18 protein-coding genes, 1 tRNA gene and 1 other RNA gene are annotated in these 21694 nt (G+C 67.6%); 8 read left to right on the top strand and 12 right to left on the bottom strand.

Annotated features, from left to right (window positions below; translation table 11 throughout):
• Positions 1-21 precede the first annotated feature (21 nt).
• Positions 22-3108: a replication factor C small subunit gene (locus Q0916_RS08645; RefSeq protein ID WP_349254516.1), complete on the bottom strand. Its 3087-nt coding sequence runs from the start codon at positions 3106-3108 to the stop codon at positions 22-24.
• 217 nt (positions 3109-3325) lie between these two features.
• Here Q0916_RS08645 and Q0916_RS08635 point away from each other — a divergent pair, with 217 nt between their 5' ends.
• Positions 3326-3715, top strand: a complete 390-nt coding sequence (locus tag Q0916_RS08635; RefSeq protein ID WP_299236630.1) for a GNAT family N-acetyltransferase — start codon at positions 3326-3328, stop codon at positions 3713-3715.
• A 6-nt stretch (positions 3716-3721) separates the two neighbouring features.
• On the opposite strand, the gene Q0916_RS08630 is transcribed toward Q0916_RS08635, so the two are convergent.
• On the bottom strand, positions 3722-4516 hold the full coding sequence (locus tag Q0916_RS08630) for an MBL fold metallo-hydrolase (RefSeq protein ID WP_299236628.1): 795 nt from the start codon (positions 4514-4516) through the stop codon (positions 3722-3724).
• Between the two features lie 121 nt (positions 4517-4637).
• On the opposite strand from Q0916_RS08630, the gene rnpB reads away from it, so the two are divergent.
• Positions 4638-5059, top strand: an RNA gene (rnpB, locus tag Q0916_RS08625) — RNase P RNA component.
• Between the two features lie 52 nt (positions 5060-5111).
• On the opposite strand, the gene Q0916_RS08620 is transcribed toward rnpB, so the two are convergent.
• The 3 genes from Q0916_RS08620 to Q0916_RS08610 form a co-directional block, all read right to left on the bottom strand.
• Positions 5112-5774: a type IV pilin gene (locus Q0916_RS08620; protein ID WP_299236627.1), complete on the bottom strand. Its 663-nt coding sequence runs from the start codon at positions 5772-5774 to the stop codon at positions 5112-5114.
• Between the two features lie 100 nt (positions 5775-5874).
• Positions 5875-7629, bottom strand: a complete 1755-nt coding sequence (locus tag Q0916_RS08615) for a nitrite/sulfite reductase (protein WP_299236625.1) — start codon at positions 7627-7629, stop codon at positions 5875-5877.
• Between the two features lie 85 nt (positions 7630-7714).
• On the bottom strand, positions 7715-8056 hold the full coding sequence (locus Q0916_RS08610; protein WP_299236624.1) for a hypothetical protein: 342 nt from the start codon (positions 8054-8056) through the stop codon (positions 7715-7717).
• Between the two features lie 308 nt (positions 8057-8364).
• Here Q0916_RS08610 and Q0916_RS08605 point away from each other — a divergent pair, with 308 nt between their 5' ends.
• The 4 genes from Q0916_RS08605 to Q0916_RS08590 all read left to right on the top strand — a co-directional run bounded on the left by Q0916_RS08605 (position 8365) and on the right by Q0916_RS08590 (position 10019).
• Positions 8365-8493 carry a hypothetical protein gene (locus Q0916_RS08605; protein ID WP_299236623.1) on the top strand — a complete coding sequence of 43 codons (129 nt, stop codon included), beginning with the start codon at positions 8365-8367 and terminating at the stop codon, positions 8491-8493.
• A gap of 66 nt (positions 8494-8559) precedes the next feature.
• Positions 8560-9213: a DUF7119 family protein gene (locus Q0916_RS08600; protein WP_299236621.1), complete on the top strand. Its 654-nt coding sequence runs from the start codon at positions 8560-8562 to the stop codon at positions 9211-9213.
• Positions 9214-9268: 55 nt separating this feature from the next.
• Positions 9269-9342: transfer RNA gene (locus tag Q0916_RS08595), tRNA-Lys, on the top strand.
• 98 nt (positions 9343-9440) lie between these two features.
• Complete coding sequence (locus Q0916_RS08590) at positions 9441-10019, top strand: DUF7090 family protein (protein WP_299236619.1); 579 nt, start codon at positions 9441-9443, stop codon at positions 10017-10019.
• A gap of 28 nt (positions 10020-10047) precedes the next feature.
• Here the strand turns inward: Q0916_RS08590 and Q0916_RS08585 are convergent, their stop codons facing one another.
• Positions 10048-10917, bottom strand: a complete 870-nt coding sequence (locus Q0916_RS08585; protein ID WP_299236617.1) for a 2-oxoacid:ferredoxin oxidoreductase subunit beta — start codon at positions 10915-10917, stop codon at positions 10048-10050.
• A 2-nt stretch (positions 10918-10919) separates the two neighbouring features.
• A complete protein-coding gene (locus Q0916_RS08580) occupies positions 10920-12689 on the bottom strand; it encodes a 2-oxoacid:acceptor oxidoreductase subunit alpha (RefSeq protein ID WP_299236615.1) in 1770 nt (589 codons plus the stop codon).
• A gap of 177 nt (positions 12690-12866) precedes the next feature.
• Here Q0916_RS08580 and Q0916_RS08575 point away from each other — a divergent pair, with 177 nt between their 5' ends.
• Positions 12867-13514 (top strand): FAD-dependent oxidoreductase, encoded by a 648-nt coding sequence (locus Q0916_RS08575; protein ID WP_299236613.1) that lies wholly within the window; start codon positions 12867-12869, stop codon positions 13512-13514.
• Positions 13515-13588: 74 nt separating this feature from the next.
• Here the strand turns inward: Q0916_RS08575 and mce are convergent, their stop codons facing one another.
• The 4 genes from mce to Q0916_RS08555 all read right to left on the bottom strand — a co-directional run bounded on the left by mce (position 13589) and on the right by Q0916_RS08555 (position 19133).
• Positions 13589-13972 carry a methylmalonyl-CoA epimerase gene (gene mce, locus Q0916_RS08570; RefSeq protein WP_299236612.1) on the bottom strand — a complete coding sequence of 128 codons (384 nt, stop codon included), beginning with the start codon at positions 13970-13972 and terminating at the stop codon, positions 13589-13591.
• Between the two features lie 103 nt (positions 13973-14075).
• Complete coding sequence (locus Q0916_RS08565; RefSeq protein WP_299236610.1) at positions 14076-15746, bottom strand: acyl-CoA mutase large subunit family protein; 1671 nt, start codon at positions 15744-15746, stop codon at positions 14076-14078.
• 55 nt (positions 15747-15801) lie between these two features.
• The gene (locus tag Q0916_RS08560; protein ID WP_299236609.1) at positions 15802-16527 is read right to left on the bottom strand and encodes a phosphoglycerol geranylgeranyltransferase; all 726 of its coding nucleotides are present in this window, start codon (positions 16525-16527) and stop codon (positions 15802-15804) included.
• An 83-nt stretch (positions 16528-16610) separates the two neighbouring features.
• Entirely contained in the window at positions 16611-19133 is a 2523-nt protein-coding gene (locus Q0916_RS08555; RefSeq protein ID WP_299236608.1) for a DNA topoisomerase I, read from the bottom strand.
• 190 nt (positions 19134-19323) lie between these two features.
• On the opposite strand from Q0916_RS08555, the gene Q0916_RS08550 reads away from it, so the two are divergent.
• Positions 19324-20028 carry a hypothetical protein gene (locus Q0916_RS08550; protein WP_299236606.1) on the top strand — a complete coding sequence of 235 codons (705 nt, stop codon included), beginning with the start codon at positions 19324-19326 and terminating at the stop codon, positions 20026-20028.
• 74 nt (positions 20029-20102) lie between these two features.
• Here the strand turns inward: Q0916_RS08550 and gatB are convergent, their stop codons facing one another.
• Entirely contained in the window at positions 20103-21596 is a 1494-nt protein-coding gene (gene gatB / locus Q0916_RS08545) for an Asp-tRNA(Asn)/Glu-tRNA(Gln) amidotransferase subunit GatB (protein WP_299236604.1), read from the bottom strand.
• Positions 21597-21694 lie beyond the last annotated feature (98 nt).

Here is a 21694-nt window from a genome sequence, read left to right as displayed (position 1 = left end):
GGACCGAACGCGGCCCCGGCCCTAAACTGCTCGCTTCCCCGCGTCCTCCGGTTCGACCGCCAGCGACGCCAGGAGGGCTTCGAGTTGGATCTGCTCGTTCGCGCCCGCCGTGATCCGGTAGTCCGCCTCGCCGATCCGCTCCATCAGCCGGACGGCCTCGCGCTCGGAGAGATCGAACTCCCAGACCGAGCGGTGCATCTGGTCGACGATGTCCCCGCCGGCGATCCCGACGTCTTTCAACAGCGAGTCGAGTTGCGTTCGCGCGGCCGTGAAGTCGCCGTCGAGCGCGGCGGTGACCATCTCGCGGATCTCCTCGGGACGGGCGGTCGAGGTGATCGTGTAGACGGCCTCCTCGTCGACCACGCCGCCCATCACAGCGGCGGCCTGCAGGCCGTTTATCGCCTTCCGCATGTCCCCGTCGGCGGCGTAGACCAAGGCGTCCATCGCGTCGTCGGTCAGTTCGATCCCCTCGGCGTCGGCGATGGCCCGGATCTGTTCGGCCACCGCGTCGTCGCCGAGCGGCGAGAACCGAAAGACCGCACACCGCGATTGGATCGGGTCGATGATCTGCGAGGAGTAGTTACACGAGAGGACGAACCGGGTGTTGTCGGAGAACTGCTCCATCGTCCGGCGGAGCGCCGACTGCGCGTCGGAGGTGAGGGCGTCGGCCTCGTCGAGGAAGATGATCCGGTGGTCGTACCCCCCGAAGGAGGCCCGCGCGAAGCTCTTGATCCGGTCGCGGACGACGTCGATCCCGCGCTGATCGGAGGCGTTCAACTCGAGGAAGTTCTCCTGCCAGTCGTCGCCGTAGATCTCCTTGGCGATGGCGATGGCCGAGGTCGTATTGTGCATGACCGTCGGGACGGCACCGGCGACGTAGTTCCGTGTCTCCGGGACCGTGAGATCGTACACCCTCCGGGAGTCGGACAGGCGTTCGACGGATTCGATCTCGTCGAAGTAGAGATCGCTGCGTGCGAGCGTATCCAGCGTCCGAAGCCCCTCCAGTACGTCCTGTGAGAGCATTCCGGCTGCGATCTCTCGGACGCGTTCGGCGACCGTCCGAAACCGGGGGGCCGTCGAGACGGCGTGGTCATCGTTCTCGAGCAGATTGGTGATATCCGTTCCGAGGAGATCTGTTCCGTCCGCGACGTGGTTGTACGGCACATTGAGACGCTCGATAGCGGCCTGTAGCTCAGCCTGTACGGCTTCGACGTCGGGCTCCGTCTCGAGTACGTTGATTTCGTTGAGCAGGGTCGTCGCACGCTGGCGTTCGGGGGTCCGCCGGCCATCGGAGTACTCGAGCAGTCGATCCGGTCTGACACCGACCTCGTCTTCGAGGTCCCGGCGAACGGAAACCGGTTCCATGCGGTCGCGTTCGCCGACCCACTTCGCCGGGAGCGCCTCGCAGTGTTCGAGGTCGGTCTCCAGCCGTGAGACCGTCTCGAGGATCTCCTGTGCGGTTTCTATCTTTTCAGTTGCCGCCTCCAGCGTTCGCTCGACGTCTTCGAGATAGTTTCTACGTCCCGGCGTTTCCGGGTTTAGCGTATCGGTTAGCAGTTTGTTTTTTCGGAGGTACAGCGATTCACAGAGGTGATCGACGGCCGATTGTACCGGGATCGTATCGTGGTTCGGGTTCCCCGCACGCCCCGCGTTCTTCGAGAGCCGTTCGGCTTTCGTTGGAAGCGTGAAACCGACCCGCTCTTCGAACTGTGAGAGTGCGTCCGCTCCGGAGAGGAACAGAACGTGGTACTCGCGTTTCGTTCCGCTTCCGTTGGTCGCTGCTTTTGTTTCCGTCTTTCGCCGGGTAGGGATCCCCTCGCCGGCCAGTAGATACGAGAGGAGCGTGATGACGTCGCCGTCCTTCTGTGTGAGTTCTACGATCCCTTTCTCCTGAACGTGGCCTTCGGCGTCGAACACCGCACGGACGAATGCGCGACGCGACTCGGCAGGAGCGCGAACGAGAGCCGAACCAACGGTGTCCGTATCGTCGAACACCGCAAAGCATTGCCTGAGAAAGTGGGTTACTGTTCGGTTGTCGATCGCGCGATACCCGACGCCTTTTTGTTCGCCCCGCTTTGGCTCAATGCCGAACGACTCACGCACGGACCCGGAGAACTGTTCGAGGAGCCCCTCGTCGTCGTTGTAGAACTTCACGCGAGTCGAGTCGATTCGAGCCTCACTCAGCGCGAGACCGACGAACGCGGCGAGTTCGGGTGTCAGTTCCCAAGGCGGTTCGATCGGCCGCGAACGGTTGTTGTTCGGGGCGACGTACTGGATGGCCGAGACGTGCTCACGGAGGGAGTCACGCGGAACGTCCAGCGAACGGAGGTGCGAAAGGGAACAGACGGTCGACGTCGCATCGAGATCGGCGTTGACAGCCTGTCGTCGGTAGGCCTGAACCGTCTTCTTCGGCGTGTCGGTCCGTTTCGCGATCTCGTCGTCGGTCTCGCCGGCCCGAATGCCGGCGAACACCGCCTTCTTTTTGCCGACGTAATCCTCCGTCGCCGGGATATCGTGTCGCTCGGCGAACGACTCGGTGACGTGGACGAACACGCGTTCGCCATCGAGCGATTCGACCCAGTCGATCGATCCGTCACTCTCCGGGAGCGGGGCCTCCCTGGGTCGTACCACGCGGTCTCCGGAGGCGAGTTCTTCGGCCCGCGTCCAAGAGAGGCCGTCCCGATCGACAGTCAACAGGCGGTGTTCGGGCGTGACCGTCGATTCGCCGCCGTCCCGCGTCGACACACGGACGAGGTCGTCGGCTTCCTTTCCGAACAGGTGGGAGGGAGAAACGAACTCGAACCCATCGTTCTCGTCGAACGTCGCGATTTCGAGGTCCCCCCTGGATTCGGCGAGTCCGTCCGTATCACCGACCACGCGCTCGATTCGCTCGACACCCCTGTTCGTCAGTACGGGCGTCTCACCGGTGAGACACTTCCCGGTGCCGGCCGGCCCGGCAAACAGGAGGTGCGGCAGGTCCCGCTTGTCGATGTAGTTTCTGAGCCGCCCGGTGATGTCGTCGTGGCCGACGACCTCCTCGAGGGACTGTGGTCGGTATTTCTCGATCCAGATCTCCCGCCCGCGGTCCGTTGCGGCGGCCTCGCTCATACGTCGAACTCGCTCCGGCCGGGCATAAACCTCCCGAGACGGACGGGGCCGACGCCCCCACGGGCGGCGCGATCGGTACGCTGAAACCGGTCCGGTCCCGCGGACGACGCATGGATGTCGTCGATGGGTTCGAGCCGGACGGAAAGACGGAGAGACCGGCCTCGGGCGGGCGAAAAGACGGCGACGCGTCCGGGGCATCCGGGGCGGGCAAACGCGGATGACGGCGGTCCGACCGGCGGTCCCGGCCGAGTACGTCACCGCCCGGTCGGTCCTCGAGGCCGCGATGCTCGAGGTCGGCCCCGGCGCTCTCCGTCGGTCGTCGGTGCTCGTCGCGGCCAGCGACGGCCGCGTGCTCGGCGCGCTCGTGCTCGCCGGCTCCGAGATCGACGCCGTTGCGGTCCGGCCGGGGCGTCGGGGACAGGGGATCGGTTCGCTGCTCGTCCGGGCGGCGGCAGCGCGACGGCCCGCCCTATCGGCGTCGTTCGATCCGGCCCTCGAGCCGTTTTACGCCTCCCTCGGGTTCGAGATCGTCCGCGAGGGCGGTCGGTGTCGGGGGACGCTCCGCGGCCCGCGGGGTCCGGACGGGACGCGGGAGCCTGACGGGTAGGGTGTGCTACGCGGGGTCGGCGCGGGACCCGTCCCAGCGGACCCGGCGCTCGTGGTGTAGTTTGTCCAGGTGCGCCCGGACGGTCATGCCGGCCAGATCCCGAACGCCGGTCAGGTCCTTCTCGTAGGCCGCATCGAGCAGGGCGTCGACGGTCCGGTTGCCGGCCTCGACCGCCGACAGCACCCGCCGCTCCCGCGAGAGGCGATGGCTGATCAGTCGGTCGCAGGTCGAGGCCGGGTCGTCGATGGCCGGCCCGTGGGCGGGGTACAGCATGTCGAAGCCCATCGCCCGGACCCGCCGCAGCGAGGTGAGGTACGCCCGCATGTCGCCCTCTGGGGAACTGACCGTCACGCTGCCCTCGGCGACGGCGAGATCACCGACCAGAAGTCGACGGTCGCCGTTGTCGTCTCCGTTCGCGCCGAGTTCGAACCCGACGTGTTCGGGCGTGTGCCCCGGCGTCTCTCGGACGACGACGCCGCCGTCGTCGACGGGGATCGTCGTCCCCTCGCGGAACGTCCGGTCCGGTTCGACCCCCGTCGCCCGCTCGAAGTCGCCGGCCCGCCCGTACCGACACCACACCATCGCGTCGGCCGCCGCCGCGTAGGCGGCCACGCGGTCGAGGTGGTCCGGGTGGTGGTGTGTGACGGCGACGTGATCGACCTCGCCGAGTCGCCTCTCGATCCGTTCGTCGGCCGCCGCCGGGTCGACCAACAGGCCCGACGCCGAGCCGACGACGTACGCCGCGGTCCGGCCGCCGGGGGCCCGGGTCGGAACCTCGACGGACACGCGTTCGAGCCGCATACCGGTCCGTCGGCCGGCCGGCGGTTAAGCGTGTATGATCGCGCGAGGGCGGCGGCGCCGGCGGACGGACCCGCGGCGGCCCACCGAACGGCTTAAAAACGCGAGCGGTCTACCTCCGGTCGGCAGAGGAAGCCCGGCCCCCGTGGAGCGGACGACACCCGTCGCCGCCCCATGAGGAAAGTCCCCCCACCCTCCGGGCAGGTGACCGGACGCAAGTCCGGAGCGGGAGACCGCCGGCGCTGGAACAGAAACGAGACCCCCCGCCCCGACCGATGAGGTGCGACCGGCCGTCGAAACGGCCGGCGGCGTTCGCGGAACGCCCGCGAACGGGCGAACCGACCCGCGAGGGAAGGGAGTTAACCCACCGAGGGCGAGGCGGCGAGAGCCGCCGTGCGAGCGGCGTCAGCCGCGAGTGGACGGGCGGGAACGGATGGAACGGCGAACCCTCACCGGTGCAAGTCCGCCGCGATTGGTAGCCCGGAGGCGCGGCGGACGCTCAGCCGAATGCCGGGACGAACAGAAGGGGGCTTACTCTCCTCAGCCGTCCGCGATCGGCGAGCCGCCGCTCCGTCGCTCGCCGTCCCTCGGGCGGCGCTCAGTTCTCTTCTTCCTCTTCTTCCTCTTCTTCCTCTTCTTCCTCTTCGTTCTCCTCTTCCCCTTCTTCCTCTTCTTCCTCTTCGTTCTCCTCTTCCTCTTCGTCCTCTTCTTCCTCTTCGTTCTCCTCTTCCTCTTCTTCCTCTTCCTCTTCGTTCTCCTCTTCCTCTTCTTCCTCTTCCTCTTCGTTCTCCTCTTCCTCTTCGTTCTCCTCTTCCTCTTCTTCCTCGCCGTCCGCCCCGTCACCGCCGCCGTTGTCCCCGCTCGGGCTGATCGTATCGGAGCAGACGACGCCGTCGCCGGCGGTGAGCGCGATTTCGGTGTCTGTCGCGACGTCGCCGACCGCGATCGATTCGCCGGGGCCGAAGCGGTCGTCGCCGTCTCCGTCCACCGCGCCGACCCCGGACCGCGACTGCGAGGACTCGTTGCGGAGGACGACCGCGAGGTCGTCGGTCGGGACCGCCTCCCCGCCGGTGTGGGCCACCGTGACCGCGCCGTCGGAGTGCTCGAACGAGCAGTCCACGAGCGGGGCGTCGCTCGTCGCGTCCTGCGTGTAGTCCAATACGACGAACCCGCCCGTGGAGGCGACGAGTGTCGTCACGAACCCGAACAACAGGAGGGAGCCGATGACCTCCGATTGGCCGCGGTCCCGGCAGGTCGACATCTTGGTCGGGATCTCACGATCCTTTATATAAGTTCTTCCGTCGGAATCGGCAGAGCGAAAGGCCGAGCGTCGGCGGACGCGCGAATATGACGGGGGCGTCTCAGTCGTCGGCCGGCGAGGGGGTCGGCGCGGCGTCCATGTCGGTCTCCTCGGCGTATGGGTACCACGTCATCTTCGTGTTGCCCATGTAGGGGTCGTCGTAGCTCGTCTCCTCGGGCTCGGCGAGCCCGTTGAGGTCGTCCTCGTCGTGGCGGGCGATGAACTCGCGGAACGACTCGTCGTCCTCGCTCCGCTCGTCGTAGATCTCCAGAAGGTTCCGGATGTAGCCCGGCACCTCGTCGGCGGCGACGCGCATCTCGACCCAGTCGGCGAACTGCGGGTTCTCGCCCAGCCCGCCGCCGAGGCCGATGTCAAACGCCTCGACCGGCTCGCCGTCCTTCCGCGTTTTCATCCCGCGCAGGGAGATGTCGGCGATCTGCGGCTGCGCACAGGAGGCCGTACAGCCCGAGAGGTGGACGTGGAAGTCGTCGATCCCGTCGGGCAACGCGACGTTGTCCTTCAGCCAGCGGCCGTACCGGACCATCCGGTTTTTCGTCTCGACGATCGAGAGCGAGCAGAACTCCGTGCCGGTACAGGCGATCGATCCCCGGAGGAACGGGTGGGGATCGGGCGAGTAGTACTCCAGGAGGTCCTCGTCGAGGAAGTCATCGAGGTCCTCCTCGGCGATGTCGGCGACGATGATGTTCTGGCGCTGGGTGAGCCCGACCATCTCCGAGCCGTACTCCTCGGCGAGGTCGGCGAGTTCGATGACGTCCTCGGCGCCCATCCGGCCGACGAGCACCGACAGCCCGACGAAGTAGTCGCCGTCCTTCTGTTCGTGGACGCCGACGTAGTCGCCGGTCTCGTCGTTGCGCCCGGAGTTGTAGGTGTACTGGTCGCGGAGGTCCTCGCCGGCCGATCGGAGTTCGAAATCAACGTAGTCCTCCTGGAGGACGCGCCGGAGCTTCTGTGGGCCCCACTCGTCGACGAGGAACTTGATGCGGGCGTTGAAGCGGTCGTCGCGGTCGCCGTGGTCCCTGAAAAGCGTCGAGAGACCGCCGGCGACGTCGGGGACCTCTTGCTCGGTCACGAACACGTCGATGTCCCGCGCAAAGCGCGGTTCCTTCCGGGAGAGGCCGCCGCCGACGACGACGTTGAACCCGGCGACCTCCTCACCGTCGATCTCCTTTGTCGCCGGCTCGAAGCCGAGGTCGTTGATTTCGGCCTGTCCGGACCCCCGGGTGTCGCCGGTGACGGCGACCTTCCACTTCCGCGGGAGGTTCGCGTGCTCCTCGTCGCCCTTGAACGTGTCGTTGAGGTTCTTGATGACCGGCCACGCGTCGATGTGCTCTTTGGCGTCCCGCCCGGCGACGGGCGAGCCGACGATGTTCCGCCAGGAGTCGCCACAGGCCTGCATCGTCGAGAGGTCGTGGGCCTCGAGTGTGTCGAATATCTCCGGGACGTCCTGCAGTTGGATCCAGTGGAGCTGGACGGACTGTCTCGTCGTCCAATCGCAGTACGCGCCGCCGAACTCCGGGTTGTCGACGGGGCCGCGGGCGTACTCGTCGGCGATCTCGCCGATCACGCGGAGCTGTTCGGGACTCATCCGACCGTTGGGGGTCCCGATCCGCATCATGAAGTAGCTCTCTTGGCCCTTCCGTTGGTGGTACAGCCCCCACCACTTGAACCGCTCGAACCACGCGTCGTGTTCGTCCTCGGGGATGGCGCTCCAGCCCTCCTCGGCGAACCGATAGAGGTGATCGCGCACCTCCATACCGTAGACGTCGTCTTTCCAGCCTTCTACCTTGCTCGGCATACGCGATACTGCGTCTCCACGTACATACAACCGGCCGTCGCGTCAATCCTTCCCGCGGCTCCCTTTTACCGGTAGCATTTACTCTTTACTCGGACGGAGACGCGAGGCGCCTCCGGCGCTCCGGGACGTGGACGCTGTCCGGGACGACGCCGAGGAACGTCCCCGCATCGGGGTCGACGACCCGGCCGAGCGTCAGCCAGTCGGTCACGCCGCTTTCGCCGCACTCGATGCACTGACCGGCGATCCGCCCCTCGATGTTCGGGTGGTCGACGCCGATCTCGACGAACCCCTCCGCCAGGAAGTCGGCCATCTCGCAGTCGCAGAAGTCGTGGCGGGCGAGCCACCAGAGATCGCTGACGTTTATCCGCCGGGCGTCGTTGACGCTCAGCCACGCCCCGTCGTCGAGTTGGTGTACCGACGTGGTCATACTCCAACGGAACGCGTCAACGGGCCTAAGCCCATCGGCGTCGACAGCGGTTGCCGGCCGTCACCGAACCCGGTGACGTCCGCGTTGGACGAAACCGGGGACGGCCGGCGGATCGTCGCCGAAACTCCGCCGTCAGTGATAGCGGCAACACTGTCTCGGAGGCGCGAGAGCGGGTAGGGTTTACGGGTGTAGCGACTCTTATGAGGGGAGCTACCGTACGGTTCGTCGATGAGAGAACGACAGCAGGAACCGCTTCGGCGGGACGCGCCGGCCGACGTCGCTCCTGAGCCGCACGGTAAGGGGTCTCGATGACAGGCCAAACGGAGGACGCCGAAGGCGAAGGGGTCGACAGGAGCCACCTCGAGGACGTCGACGACGGCTGCGGGTGCACCGAGATCTGGGAGCATATGTCCGACGAGCGCGACGCAGAGGAGTAGGGCGAGGCAGGCTGGGGGGAGAGCCGTTCGGGACGCTTTTGATCCCCGTCGCCGTACCATGCGTCGATGAGTGATCAACCGGGGGGAGAGCACCCAACCGACCGAGAGTCGCCCGTCGGCGAGCCGGTCATCCGGCAGGACCCGGCGGTCGCCGGCGAGGAGGCGGTCCGGTTCGACCCCGACGACCCCGAGAGTCTCGCGGGGGCGGCCGACACCGTCGCTCGCTTCGCCGCCAACAGCGCCGGGGGCGAGGACAACGTATACATGCTGCGCGGTGCGGCGGCCTGTGCGGCGCTCGTCCGCGGGACCGGTTCGTATAAGACGGCCGCCGAGCGCGCCGGGGGCGAGACGACGGTTTCGTTCATCCGGAAGTGGGCCCGCGTCCACGACCTGCCGCGGTCGATCCGTCGGTACGTCGCGCTCGGCGAGATCGCCCCGACGGCGGCGAAACACATCGCTCGGGTGTCCGGGGAGTCGCGCTACCTGCTCGCGTGGGCGGCGCTCGATCACGACCTCACGGTCCGGGAGATACGGGAGATCGCCTCCCGCGTCAACGAGGGGGCAAGCGTCGAGGCGGCGCTCGACGTCGACGGGATCGACCTCGGGCGGTTGGCGGTGTCGCTTCCGCCGGAGACGTACCTGCGGCTCCGCCGCCACGCCGCACTGCAGGGAAGCGATCCGAGCGACGTCCTCGACCGGGCGCTCGGCGAGTACCTCTGAGCGGGGGGCCGTCGATCGAAAGAGTTTATCGCCGGCCGGAGCAAACGCGTGGTGAGGGCCGATAGCTCAGTCCGGCAGAGCGTCTGGCTTTTAACCAGACGGTCGGGGGTTCAATTCCCTCTCGGCCCGCTCGTTCCGTTCTGTTTCGTTTCGTTCCGGTTCGGACTCGGCTCCGGCGGGCGGCGCAGTCTGCAAGAATTAAGACGGCCCCGCCCGCGAGAGTCTCTATGGACTACGAGATCGCGATCGAGAACGCACCGTCGACGATCCCCGGGGGAACGGGACTGCTTCTCATCCACCCGAGCACCGGCGAGACGGACCGCATCGACACCGACTTCCTGAAGACCGACACCGACCGGCTCCTCGTGATCTCGACGCGGACGACCGCCCGGGAGGTCCAGCAGAAACTCGAGTACTACGACGTCGACGAGACCAAGGCGGACATCCTCGACACGCTGTCCGTCGAGCGCGGCTACTCGCGGCGCTCCTCGGAGCACGTCCACTACGTCTCCGCGCCCGACGATCTCGAGGGGATCACCGACGTGGCCCGGGAGTTCCTCGAGGAACACGACGGGAAGCGCCGTATCAGCCTCGATTCGGTGACCGAGTTGGCGTACTACGCCGACGAGGATCGCGCCTTGGAGACGGTCGAGAAGCTCCTCGAGTTGCTCGTGGAGTACGACGCCGTCGGGCTGTTTCACCTCTCCGAGGAGGTCCACGACGAGGCCGACGTCGAGGCGTTCAAGCGGCTCTTCGACGGGATCGTGTATCTCGACGCCGACGGCAACGTCGACACCGACTTCTGAAGCGGGCGACGCCGGGGGTTCTCCGGCGTCAGTAGAACTCGCGGACGAGGTCCATCGCGTCCTCGGGCGCGCCGTCCGGGACGTCCGTCATCGGCCCCTCGACGCCCTCGCGTTTCTCGTAGCCGACCGAGTTCTCGTTTTGGTAGATGACGCCCTGGTACTCCTTGTTGCGATCGAGGATGAGCTCCTTGGCCGCGTCGTAGTCCGTGGGGTCGTGATCGAACTCCTCGTCGCCGACGTCGACGATCGTGTCGCGGAAGTAGTCGTAGGTGTCCACGTCGTTGAACGTCACGCACGGCGAGTAGACGTTGACGAACCCGAACCCGTCGTGTTCGATCGCCTTCTGGACGATCTCGGCGTGTCGCTGGGAGTCCGACGAGAACGACTGTGCGATGAACGTCCCGCCGGCGGCCATCGCCAGCGCAAGCGGGTTGACCGGCTGTTGGTTGGTGCCGTCCGGCGACGTCGAGGTCTCGAAGTCCTCGCGGGAGGTCGGCGAGAACTGACCCTTCGTCAGACCGTAGATCCGATTGTCCATGACGATGTAGGACATGTCGACGTTCCGGCGAACGGCGTGGACGAAGTGGCCCGCGCCGATCGAGTAGCCGTCGCCGTCCCCGCCCGCGACCATCACTTCGAGTTCGGGGTTGGCGATCTTGACGCCGGTCCCGACCGGCAGCGCGCGGCCGTGGACGCCGTGAAGCGCGTAGCTGTGCATGTACGTGCCGATCTTACCGGAACAGCCGATGCCGGCGACGATGAACGTGTTGTCGGGATCGTTCCCGGTGTTCGCCAGGGCTTTCATCATGCCGTTCATCGTCCCGAAGTCGCCGCAGCCGGGACACCACGTCGGTTGCTTGTCCGATTTGAAATCGGTGAATCTGATGTCAGAGCTCATTGTCAGGCCTCCACCTCCGCTTCCGCCGCTCCGCCGAGAGCCGCCTCGATCTCCTCGGCGAGTTCGTCCGCCTTGAACCGGACGCCGTTGTACTTATTGACCCGCTTGACGCGCGAGAGCGCGTCGTGTTCGACGATGTCGGCGAACTGCCCGGTCGCGTTGCACTCGACGACGATCGTCTCCTCGGCGGCCTCGATCTCCGCAGAGAGGTCCGGACGCGGGAAGATGTACGGGACGGAGACGAACCGGATGTCGGTCCCGTCGGCGTCGAGGCGCTCGATCGCCTCGCGCATCGCCCCCTCGTTCGAGCCCCACGAGACGACGAGCGTGTCGGCGTCCGGGTCGCCGAACTCCCGGTAGCTCCAGTCTTCGGCCTCGCGGGCGGTCTCGACCTTCCGCTCGCGCTTGTCGACCTGCTCGATGCGCATCTCCGTGTCCTCGGTCCGCCGGCCCAACTCGTCGTGTTCGAGGCCGGTCGACATGTGCGCGCCGCCGCCGGTGCCGGGGAAGGACCGCGGGCTGACCCCGTCGTCGGTGACGGCGTGCGGTTTGAACTGCCCCGTCTCGTTTTGCCACTCGTCGATCGTCCCCTCGTCGACGACCTTGCCGCGGTCGATCTCGACCGCGTCCATGTCGAACTCCTCGGGGGGGAACGTCTGTTCGGTGACCGCGAGGGCGAGGTCGCCGGTGAGATACACCGGGATCTGGTACTTCTCGGCGAGGTTGAACGCCTCGATCGTCTTGTGGAAGCACTCGGAGATCGTCGTCGGCGCGAGGACGAACCGCGGTATCTCGCCGTGGCCGCCGTAGAGCATCCCGTTGAGATCGCCCTGCTCCTGTTTCGTCGGCATCCCCGTCGAGGGCCCCGACCGCATGACGTTACAGATGACGAGCGGGGTCTCGGAGGTGGCGACGAGGCCGAACGTCTCCGTCATCAGATCGATCCCGGGGCCCGACGTCGCCGTCATTGAGCGCGCGCCGGCGCGGGCCGCGCCGAGGGCCATGTTGATCGCCGAGAGCTCGTCTTCGGCCTGGACGACGATACCGCCGTAGTCCTCGATGCGGCCCTTCAGGTACTCCATCACGTCCGTCGCGGGCGTGATCGGGTAGCCGGCGTAAAACCGACAGCCGGCGACGAGAGCGCCCATTCCGATCGCCTCGTCGCCGTTCAACAGGACGTAGTCGTTGTCGGTCGTCTCGAGGTCGTACGGCGTCGAGAAGTCGTACTCCTCGTCGACGTACTCCGCGCCGAGGCGGGCCGCCGTCTTGTTGTTCTCGACGATCGCCTCGCCTTTGTTCCCGAAGCGCTTCTCTAAGGACTCGTCGAGGTATTCGATCTTGAACCCCGAGACCGCACAGGCCGCACCCAGGGCGACGATGTTGCGCATGATCGCCCCGCCGGCGTCCTCGGCGAGTCGCTTCAGCGGGACGTCGAGCCCGCGCATCTCGCCCGGGGCCTCGAAGTCCGACATCATCGACCGTTCGCCGTCGTAGATGACGATCGAATCGTCGTGGAGTTCGTCGAGGTTCTCCTCGACGGTCCGCTGTGTGAGTGCGATCAGGATATCGAGTCTGTCAACGACGCTCTCGATGCGGTCGACCGACGTCCGTACCTTATATGCGGTGTACCCGCCGCGGATCCGCGATGCGAAGTCCTTCGAGGTAAAGACGTGACGCCCCGCACGGGAGAGCGCCTGGGCGAAGATCTTCCCAGTCGAGTCGATCCCGTCACCGGCTTCCCCGCCGACGGCCCAGTTCAGGTCCTCTGACATGCTACATCGGGTTTCTGCGTGACGGACGTTAAGCCTTCTGAACACCGCGGTTCGCGGCCGAATATCGCCGAAACGCGCGCTCTGAGCCGTGATGACGCCGGGTCGCGTCGACAACGAGCGCCGCGTCGAGACCGCCGGCTTCGAAAGCGCCTTGCCCGCGGAGCGGCCCATACGTGTATGGATTCGCTCGAAACGACGGTCGCAGGGGTACGCGAGATCGGCACCGACGCCGTCGCCATCGACGTGGCGACGCCGGAGGGGTTCGACGCGCTTCCGGGACAGTTCGTCAGGCTATCGGCGACGCTCGAGGGCGAGCGCGTCAGTCGGTTTTATACCGTCTCCTCGCCGGACACCGACGGGACGTTCGAGTTGACCGTCAGCTACGATCCGACCGACGGCGGCGCGTTCAGCGAGTACCTGCTCTCGTTGCGGGCGGGCGATCAACTCACGATCAGCGGGCCGTTCGGAAGCGACCACTACGAGCACGAGTCCCGCGTCGTCGTCCTCGCCGGCGGCCCGGGGATCGGCCCCGCCGTTGCGATCGCGGAGCGGGCGCTCGCGGACGGCGGGACGGCGGCGATCGTCTACCGGGACGACGAACCACTCCACGAGGACCGACTCGCGGCGCTCGCCGCCGGCGGCGCGACGGTGTTCGTACTCGAGGAGCGCGGGGACCTCGCCGGCGCCGTCGCGGACGTCCTCACCCACGGGCCCGGCGAGCAGGCGTTCGTGTACGGGTTCGGCGAGTTCCTCGCGGACGCCGAACGCGCGGTCGAAGCGGCGGGCGGCGACGCGGACGGGCTGAAAGCGGAGAACTTCGGCTGAGCGGGCGGCCGCTCGGGGGCGGAGAGGGCGGAGAGTGGGGCGGGCGAAGGGGCCGGGTGAGACACGCCGGTCACTCAGTGCTCGACGAACTCGATCAGCGCGCCGCCGGTCGATTCGGGGTGCAGAAACGCGACGCGGTGGCCCCAGGCCCCCCGGCGGGGCTCGGAGTCGATGCGTTCGACGCCGGCCGCCTCGGCGGTCTCGAGGGCCGCCTCGATGTCGGTCGTCTCGAGGGCGAGGTGGTGGATCCCGCCGCCGTTGGTTTCGAGGTACCGCGCGATCGTTCCCTCGCCCTGCGGTTCGAGCAGTTCGAAGTAGCCGTTCTCGAGTTCGAGAAAGACGATCTCCAGCTCCTCGAAGCGTTCCTCGTGGGCGATCGTACAGCCGAACACGTCCTCATAGAGGAACGCGAGCCCCTCGGCGTCGTCCGTTGCGATGCCGGCGTGATCGAAGCGCATACCCGGATGTCGTCGCCGGCGGATAAAAACGAGAGGGCCGGAGACCACCCCGAAGCCGGCCGTTGCTCGTCGGAGCAGGGCGGGACCGTGGCGGCCGCCCCGGTCAGCCCTGGTACTCGCCGAAGACGTCTCGCATCGCGTCGCAGATCTCGCCGGTCGTCGCGTACGCTTTGACGGCGTCGATGATGTGCGGCATGACGTTGGTGCCGCTCTCGGCGGCGTCTTTCAGCCCCGCGAGGGCGTCCTCGACGGCCTCCTCGTCGCGCGTCTCGCGCAGCTCCTGGAGGCGTTCGCGCTGTTTCCGCTGTTCGGCCTCGCTGACCTCCTCGATGTCCTCCTTTGGGTCCTCGTCTACCTCGTACTCGTTGACGCCGACGATGATCCGCTCGCCGCTGTCGATCTCGCGTTGGCGCTCGAATGCGACGTCCTGGATCTGGCGCTGGACCCACTGGCTCTCGACCGCCTTCCGCATCCCGCCGCGCTCGTCGACGTTATCGATGAGGTCGAACGCCTCGGCCTCGAGTTCGTCGGTGAGGCTCTCGACGTAGTACGACCCGGCGAGCGGATCGATCGTGTCGGCCGCCCCGGACTCGTGTGCGAGGATCTGTTGGGTCCGGAGGGCGGTCCGGACCGACTGTTCGGTCGGCAGCGAGAGCGCCTCGTCCTTGCCGTTGGTGTGGAGGCTTTGGGTCCCGCCGAGCACGGCGGCGAGGGCCTGATACGCGACGCGGACGATGTTGTTTTCGACCTGCTGGGCGGTCAGCGTCGATCCGGCCGTCTGGGTGTGGAACTTCAGCTGCTTCGAGGCCGGGTTCTCCGCGTCGAAGCGCTCGTCCATGATGCGGTACCACATCCGCCTGGCCGCGCGGAACTTGGCGACCTCCTCAAGGACGTTGTTGTGGGCGTTGAAGAAGAACGACAGCTGCGGTGCGAACTCGTCGACGTCGAGCCCGGCGTCGACCGCCGCCTGGACGTACTCGATCCCGTTGCCGAGCGTGAAGGCGAGCTCCTGGGCGGCCGTCGCGCCCGCCTCCCGGATGTGGTACCCAGAGATCGAAATCGTGTTGAAGTTCGGGACCTCCTCGGCGCAGAACTCGAAGATGTCGGTGATGATCCGCATCGACGGCTCCGGCGGGAAGATGTACGTGTTCCGGGCGATGTACTCCTTGAGAATGTCGTTTTGGATCGTGCCTCTGAGCTCCTCGCGGTCGACGCCCTGTCGGTCGCCGACGGCGATATACATCGCGAGAAGCACCGACGCGGGGGCGTTGATCGTCATCGACGTCGAGATCTCGTCCAGCGGAATCCCGTCGAAGACGGTCTCCATGTCGTCCAGGGAATCGATCGCGACGCCGCTTTTACCCACCTCGCCCTCGGCCATCACCGAGTCCGAATCGTACCCCATCTGCGTGGGGAGATCGAACGCCATCGAGAGGCCGGTCTGGCCCTCGTCCATCAGGTAGTTGAACCGCTCGTTCGTCTCGGCCGCGGTTCCCATCCCGGCGTACTGCCGCATCGTCCACATCCGCCCCCGGTGCATCGTCGAGTAGACGCCGCGCGTGTACGGCGGTTCGCCGGGGAAGCCGATGTCCTCGTCGTAGTCCGTCTCCGCGACGTCCGCGGGGGTGTACAGCGGATCGATCGTCTGTCCGCCGGTGTCGGTCGTGAACTCCGATTTCCGTTCCCCGAAGCGCTCGACCGTCGGGCCGTAGGTCTCTTCGTCCCACCGGTCGCGGCCCTCCCGGATCGCTTCGAGGTCGTCGGGATCGAACATAACCGGAGAATACGGACGCGTCGGCTTAAGCGTTGGCGGGCGAGGCGCCGGCCGGTCAGGCGCCGTCGATCGGCTCCGATTTCGCGTCCGCGGCGCCCTCGACGGTCTCCCTGACGGCGTCGACGCCGACGTCGTGGACCAGGTCCCCGACGACCACGGTGTCGGCGCGGCGGCCCATCTCGTAGGCGGTGTCGTAGTCGCGGACGCCGCCGCCGTAGAACACGGCCGCGTCCTCGACGGCGTCGGCGGCGGCCCGGACGATCTCGGCGTCCCCGAAGACCCCGGAGTACTCGACGTAGATGATCCGCTGGCCGAACAGCCGCTCGGCGACCTCCGCGTAGGCGGCGACCTCGTCGGCGTCGATGTCGCAGTCGGCGTCGGTGTAGGTCGCAACAGAGGAGTCCGGGTTGAGGACGATGTACGCCTCGGTGAACGTCGAGTCCCAGTCGATCTCCTTGTCCAGTCTCGCCCACTCCTTGTGCGCGCCGGTGACCCAGAACATGTCGCCGGCGTTGAGCACGACCGGGACCAGATACCCGCTGAGGCCGTCGCGATGGACCACCGCGCCGACGTTCGACGGTTCGATGTAGACGGGGACGTCGTAGGCCGCGGTCGCCTCGACGACCCGTCCCATCTTCTCTTCGGTCATCCCCGTCGTGCCGCCGATCTCGAGGGCGTCGGTGCCGGTGGCACAGACGTCCTCGAACGTCTCGCCCTCGACGAGCGTCTTGTCGGGATCGATTTTCACGACGTGGTCCCACTCCGCCCAAGGCGCGGTCATACACGCCACGTGTCGGTGGGTAGCTAAAACCGCTTCGACATTCCGCGTCGGGCGCGGCGACAAAACGGGGCGAGGACGGCCTGTCAGTCCGCGGCGACGCTCGCGTTCGCTTTCGCCTGCCACTCGCGGAGGCGGTCCCCGGAGACGCCCTGGACGTCGCCGGCGACGGCGTCGGCGTCGATGCCGCGGAGGTCCTCGAGGGACTCGATGCCGACCGCAGCGAGCTTCTCGGCGGTCTTGGCCCCGACGCCGTCGAGGTCTTCGAGCCCGGAGGCCGCCTGCCGTTCGCGGTACTCCGCGTAGTTGCAGATCGGACAGCCGAGCTCCCAGGGGTCGTCCTCGTTCCCGTCCCCCTCGTCGACGACGCGCAGGTGCGGGAGGTCGTGGTCCGGACATGTGTCGTCGGTGATCTCGATGTCGCCGCGCCGCGGGAGCGGGAGGGAGTACTCGCAGTCCGGATAGCGGGTGCAGCCGACGAGACGCGAGCCGTTCCGGAGCCGCTTGATGGCGAGTTCGCCGCCGTCGCCGTCGCGGTCAGGGGTCCCACACTCCGGGCACGCGCCGATGACCTCGTCGGCGGTCTCGTCGGCCTCCTCGGCTTTGCACTGCGGGCAGCCGTGGACGAACGTGCTCCGGCCGGCGAGCATCTTGACGCGTTTGAGGCCGTGCTCCTCGCAGGCGTCCTCGAGGACGGTCGGCTCGCCGCTGTTCGGCAGCGGCAGCGTGTACCGACACGACGGGAACCCGTCGCAGCCGACAAAGTACGATCCCTGCCGGGACCGCCGGACGAGCAGGCTCTCACCGCAGTCGGGGCAGGGCCCGAGCGTCCGATCGGCCTTCATCGACTCCCGGAGGTGCTCGCCGATCTCCGAGCGGGAGTCGTGGAGCTCCTCGAAGATCCGCCGGAGCATCGCCCGGGAGTCGTCGGTCACCTCCTCGAGGTCCTTCTCGCCGTCGACGATCGCCCGCATGTCGGCCTCGAGTTGGGCGGTCATCCCCTCGTCGACGATGCGGTCGGCGAACTTCTCGGCGGCCTCGACGACGGCCGTTGCGAGCTTCGTCGGGCGCGGCGGATCGCCCTCGACGTAGCCCCGGTCGTACAGCTTCTGGAGCGTGTTGTGTCGGGTCGATTTCGTGCCGATGCCGAGGTCGGACATCTCCTCGATAAGCCGAGACTGCCCGCGGCGGCGGGGCGGTTGGGTCTGTTTCGCCTCGATCCGGGTGTCCTCGATCGCCAGGCGTTCGCCGTTCTCGACGGCCGGAACGTGGTTCTCGGCGGTCGAGCGGTAGGGGTACACGTCGTGGTACCCCGGGGTGACGAGCCGTTTGCCGTTGGCCTTCAGCGAGCAGCCGTCCGCGTCGGCGACGACCTTCAGGTGCTCCCACTCGGCGGGGTCGGCGACGGTCGCGAAAAAGCGCCGGACGACGAGTTCGTAGGCGTCCCACTCGTCGTCCGAGAGGTCCCCGCGGTCGGGGATCTCGCCGGTGGGGTGGATCGGCGGGTGATCGGTCGTTTCCTCGTCGCCGGCGGTCGGCTCGATCCCGTCGGCCTCGAGGAGGGAGGCGGCGTCGTCGCCGAAGCGGTAGTGCTCGGTGAACGACGCGAGCAGCGCCTCCGGATCGAGATCGTCCGGGTAGACGGTGTTGTCGGTCCGGGGGTAGGTGATGTACCCCGCGGTGTAGAGCTCCTCGGCGACGCTCATCGCGTTTTGCGCCGAGAGGCCCACCGAGCCGGCGGCGCTGATGTACCGGGTCGTGTCGAACGGCTCCGGGGGGTCGTCCGTCCGCGAGCGCCTCGCGACCGACTCGACGGTCGCCGTTTCGGCGGCGCGGAGGCGCTCGTACGCCGCCTCGGCGTCCGCCTCGTCTTTGACGCGCTCCTGTTCGGTGCCGTCCTCGCGGCTGAAGTACTGGGCCTCGAAGGCGGTGTCGTCCTTCCGGACGTCCGCGAAGAGCTCCCAGTAGTCCTCGGGATCGAACGCCCGTATCTCGCGTTCCCGATCGACGATGAGCTTCAGCGTCGGCGATTGGACCCGACCCACCGAGATGAAGTCCTCGCCGAGCTGTCCGGCCGAAAGCGAGAGGAACCTGGTGAGGGCCGCCCCCCACAGCAGGTCGATGACCTGTCTGGCCTCGCCAGCGGCCGCGAGATCGAAATCCAGCTCGTCGGGGTTCTCGAAGGCGTTCGCGACCTCGTTTTCGGTGATCGATGAGAAGCGGACCCGATCGATCGGGGCCTCCGTCTCCTCGCGGATCAGCTCGTAGGCCTCCTTGCCGATCAGCTCGCCCTCGCGGTCGTAGTCCGTGGCGATCGTCACCGCGTCGGCGCTCCGCGCCAGCCCTTTGAGCGTCCGGACGATGTTCTGTTGTGTGGGCGTCTTGACGATCTCCGCGTCGACGAGTTCCGCCGGCTGCACGTCGCGCCAGTCGGCGTACTCCGAGGGGAAGTCGACCCCGACGACGTGCCCGGAGAGACCGACGCAGCGCTTGTCGCCCCAGCGGTACACGTTGACGCCGTTGCGTCGCTCCGTCGAGGCGGTGTCGCCCGAGCGGATCTCGGCGATCCGGCGCGCGGCGTTGTCCTTTTCGGTGACGATGAGTTCCACGCTACCGGAGTTACGCCGACTCTGTTTGTTAACCTTTCGTCGGTCAGCCGGGGCGAATCGCACGACTGCGCGCGCACTGCCCGCCCGGATCGCGGGGGGCTCCGGGGGCGCGAGCCGGCGTCGTCGCGACGGTCCAACGCGGCGTGTCGCGATCCGGTATGCTCTTTTGACCCCGCGCCCAAGCGCGGACATGGAGGAAGCGTCGGCCCGCAAGCTCCGGTTCGTCTCCCTGCAGGTCGTCGGTGCCGTCGCGGTCATCCACCTCATCGTCGGGGGCGCCGAGTTCGCACAGCTCTCTGAGGCCGGGCTGTTGTGGGCGTACTTCGCGGCCGGCCGGGCGCTCGAACAGCCGGAGCCGTGGCTGTTCGTGCTCTCCGGCGGGGCGATACTCGTCGGCATCGCCGGGGTGGCGGCCGGCCGGATCGGACACCGCCGCGCGTACCTGCTCGGGATCGGCATGCTGTCGGTCTACGTCCTCGGGTGGCTCGTGTGGCACACCGTCCTCGAACACGGGATCGCCCTCGAGGACGGGGCGACGGTCGGAGAGGGCGCGACCGGCGGCGATGGTGGCGGCCACGAACACAGCAGCCACGAACACGGCGGGGACGAGCACGGCGCAGGCGCGGACGGCGGCGGCGCGCACCTCGGCGTCGTCAGCGTGGTCCGGACGCACTACGTCGAGCCGATGGTCGGGATCGCCACCGGCGCGAACCAGGCCGGTCGGGTGACGCTTTCGGTGGTCTCGAAGACCCTCGAGGCGATCGGGCTGCTGTTGCTCGCCGCGCTTTTGTCCGTCGATCCGCGGGCCCAAACGGGGGCGTCGGGCGGGTCCGGGGCGGCGCCGGAAAGCCCCGAAGCCGAAGCGGCGGGCCCCGAAGACGCCGGCGAGATCTGAGCGGGCCCGAGAGGTCGAACCGAACCGAGAACGGAAACCGAGGACCGAGACAGGAGGTGAACCGGTGCCGGCGATCAGCCCTCGAGTCGTTTCCGGAGGAGCTCGTTGACCGTCCCGGGGTCGGCGCTGCCGCCGGTTTTCTGCATGACCTGTCCGACGAGGAAGTTGAGCGCCCCGTCCTCGCCGGCGTGGTAGTCCTCGACCGCCTCCTGGTTCTCCTCGATCGCGTCGCCGACGGCGGCCGCGACGGCGTCGTCGTCCGTCTTGCCGAGGTCCTCGCGCTCGATGATCTCATCGGGGTCGAGCCCGTCGTCGAGCATCCGTCGGAGGACGACCTCCTCGGCGTTTTTGACGGTTATCTCGTCGTCGTCGACTAACGCCACGAGCCGCGCGAACTCCCCGAGGCGACCCTCGACGTCGGCGATCTCCAGGTCCCGGTAGTTGAGCTCCCCGAGCAGGTTGTCGGCGACCCACGTCGCCGCGGTCTCGGGGTCGAACGATCCCGCGAGCCGCTCGTAGAAGTCGGCGACCTGCTTCGTCGAGGTGAGCTTCGCGGCCGCCTCGTCGTCGAGCCCGTACTCCTCGCCGAAGCGTTCGCGTCTCGCGTCCGGGAGTTCGGGGATCTCGATCCGCTCGGTCCAGTCGGCCACCCGAAGCGGCGGGAGGTCGCCCTCGCGGAAGTACCGGTAGTCCTTCTCTGCCTCCTTCGATCGCATCGAGACGGTGATGCCGCGAGACTCGTCCCAGTGGCGCGTCTCCTGTTCGACCTCCCGGCCGCGCTCGATGGCGTTTCGCTGTCTCGTCTCCTCGTAGGCCAGCGCCTGTTCGGCCCCCTTGTGGCTGGAGATGTTCTTTATTTCCGTCCGGTTCGCGGACCCGAGGGCCGCCTCGTCGATCTCGGCGTCGGCGTCGGCGTCGGCGGCGCGCTCGACGATCGAGAGGTTCGCGTCGACCCGGAGGCTCCCGTCGCGGGTCACGTCGAAGACGCCGAGGTACTCGAGGACCTCCGTGAGCTTCGCGAGAAAGGCCCGCGCTTCGGCGGCGCTGCGAAAGTCCGGCTCGGTGACGATCTCCATGAGCGGCGTCCCGGCGCGGTTGTAATCGACGAGCGTGTACTCCGCGGTGTCGATCGACCCCCCGGCGTGGGAGATGCTGCCCGGGTCCTCCTCTAAGTGCGCGCGCTCGATGCCGACGGTCCGGCGCTCGCCGTCGACGCTGAAGGCCAACTCGCCGCCGTCGCAGATCGGGGCGTCGTACTGGGTGATCTGGAAGTTCTTCGGCAGGTCCGGGTAGTAGTAGTTCTTCCGGTGAAAGCGGGTCTCCTCGGGGATCTCCGAGCCGAGCGCCTTGCCGATCCTGACGGCGGCCTCGACGGCCCCCTCGTTCAACACCGGCAGCGCGCCGGGGAGGCCGAGACAGACCGGACAGGTCCGGGTGTTCGGGTCCTCGTCGGGGTCGGCGTCGGTCGAGCAGCCGCAGAAGATCTTCGTCGCCGTTTCGAGTTGGACGTGGACCTCCAGGCCGATGACGGCCGTGCGGTCTCGTTGCTCTGCGGTCTGTGCGGTCATTGCCGTGTGCTTTTCGCGCGGAGTCTTTAGCCTGACGACAGCGGGCGCCGAGAGCGCAGCCGGGACGCGCCGGGGGCGGGACGCAGTGGCAACGTCTG

Source organism: Natronomonas sp. (genome assembly GCF_028274965.1).
Lineage (GTDB): Archaea > Halobacteriota > Halobacteria > Halobacteriales > Haloarculaceae > Natronomonas.
Note: the sequence above shows the minus strand (reverse complement) of the source record. Positions and strands in the feature narration are given on the sequence as shown.

What these genes read in the sequence shown, in the direction of transcription:
- Q0916_RS08610 (WP_299236624.1), bottom strand. Translation starts at nt 8,056, where the DNA reads ATGACCACGTCGGTACACCAACTCGACGACGGGGCGTGGCTGAGCGTC.
- Q0916_RS08590 (WP_299236619.1), top strand. Translation starts at nt 9,441, where the DNA reads ATGGACTACGAGATCGCGATCGAGAACGCACCGTCGACGATCCCCGGG.
- Q0916_RS08600 (WP_299236621.1), top strand. Translation starts at nt 8,560, where the DNA reads ATGAGTGATCAACCGGGGGGAGAGCACCCAACCGACCGAGAGTCGCCC.
- Q0916_RS08620 (WP_299236627.1), bottom strand. Translation starts at nt 5,774, where the DNA reads ATGTCGACCTGCCGGGACCGCGGCCAATCGGAGGTCATCGGCTCCCTC.
- Q0916_RS08585 (WP_299236617.1), bottom strand. Translation starts at nt 10,917, where the DNA reads ATGAGCTCTGACATCAGATTCACCGATTTCAAATCGGACAAGCAACCG.
- Q0916_RS08575 (WP_299236613.1), top strand. Translation starts at nt 12,867, where the DNA reads ATGGATTCGCTCGAAACGACGGTCGCAGGGGTACGCGAGATCGGCACC.
- Q0916_RS08605 (WP_299236623.1), top strand. Translation starts at nt 8,365, where the DNA reads ATGACAGGCCAAACGGAGGACGCCGAAGGCGAAGGGGTCGACAGGAGC.
- mce (WP_299236612.1), bottom strand. Translation starts at nt 13,972, where the DNA reads ATGCGCTTCGATCACGCCGGCATCGCAACGGACGACGCCGAGGGGCTC.
- Q0916_RS08630 (WP_299236628.1), bottom strand. Translation starts at nt 4,516, where the DNA reads ATGCGGCTCGAACGCGTGTCCGTCGAGGTTCCGACCCGGGCCCCCGGC.
- gatB (WP_299236604.1), bottom strand. Translation starts at nt 21,596, where the DNA reads ATGACCGCACAGACCGCAGAGCAACGAGACCGCACGGCCGTCATCGGC.
- Q0916_RS08645 (WP_349254516.1), bottom strand. Translation starts at nt 3,108, where the DNA reads ATGAGCGAGGCCGCCGCAACGGACCGCGGGCGGGAGATCTGGATCGAG.
- Q0916_RS08615 (WP_299236625.1), bottom strand. Translation starts at nt 7,629, where the DNA reads ATGCCGAGCAAGGTAGAAGGCTGGAAAGACGACGTCTACGGTATGGAG.
- Q0916_RS08635 (WP_299236630.1), top strand. Translation starts at nt 3,326, where the DNA reads ATGACGGCGGTCCGACCGGCGGTCCCGGCCGAGTACGTCACCGCCCGG.
- Q0916_RS08580 (WP_299236615.1), bottom strand. Translation starts at nt 12,689, where the DNA reads ATGTCAGAGGACCTGAACTGGGCCGTCGGCGGGGAAGCCGGTGACGGG.
- Q0916_RS08565 (WP_299236610.1), bottom strand. Translation starts at nt 15,746, where the DNA reads ATGTTCGATCCCGACGACCTCGAAGCGATCCGGGAGGGCCGCGACCGG.
- Q0916_RS08560 (WP_299236609.1), bottom strand. Translation starts at nt 16,527, where the DNA reads ATGACCGCGCCTTGGGCGGAGTGGGACCACGTCGTGAAAATCGATCCC.
- Q0916_RS08550 (WP_299236606.1), top strand. Translation starts at nt 19,324, where the DNA reads ATGGAGGAAGCGTCGGCCCGCAAGCTCCGGTTCGTCTCCCTGCAGGTC.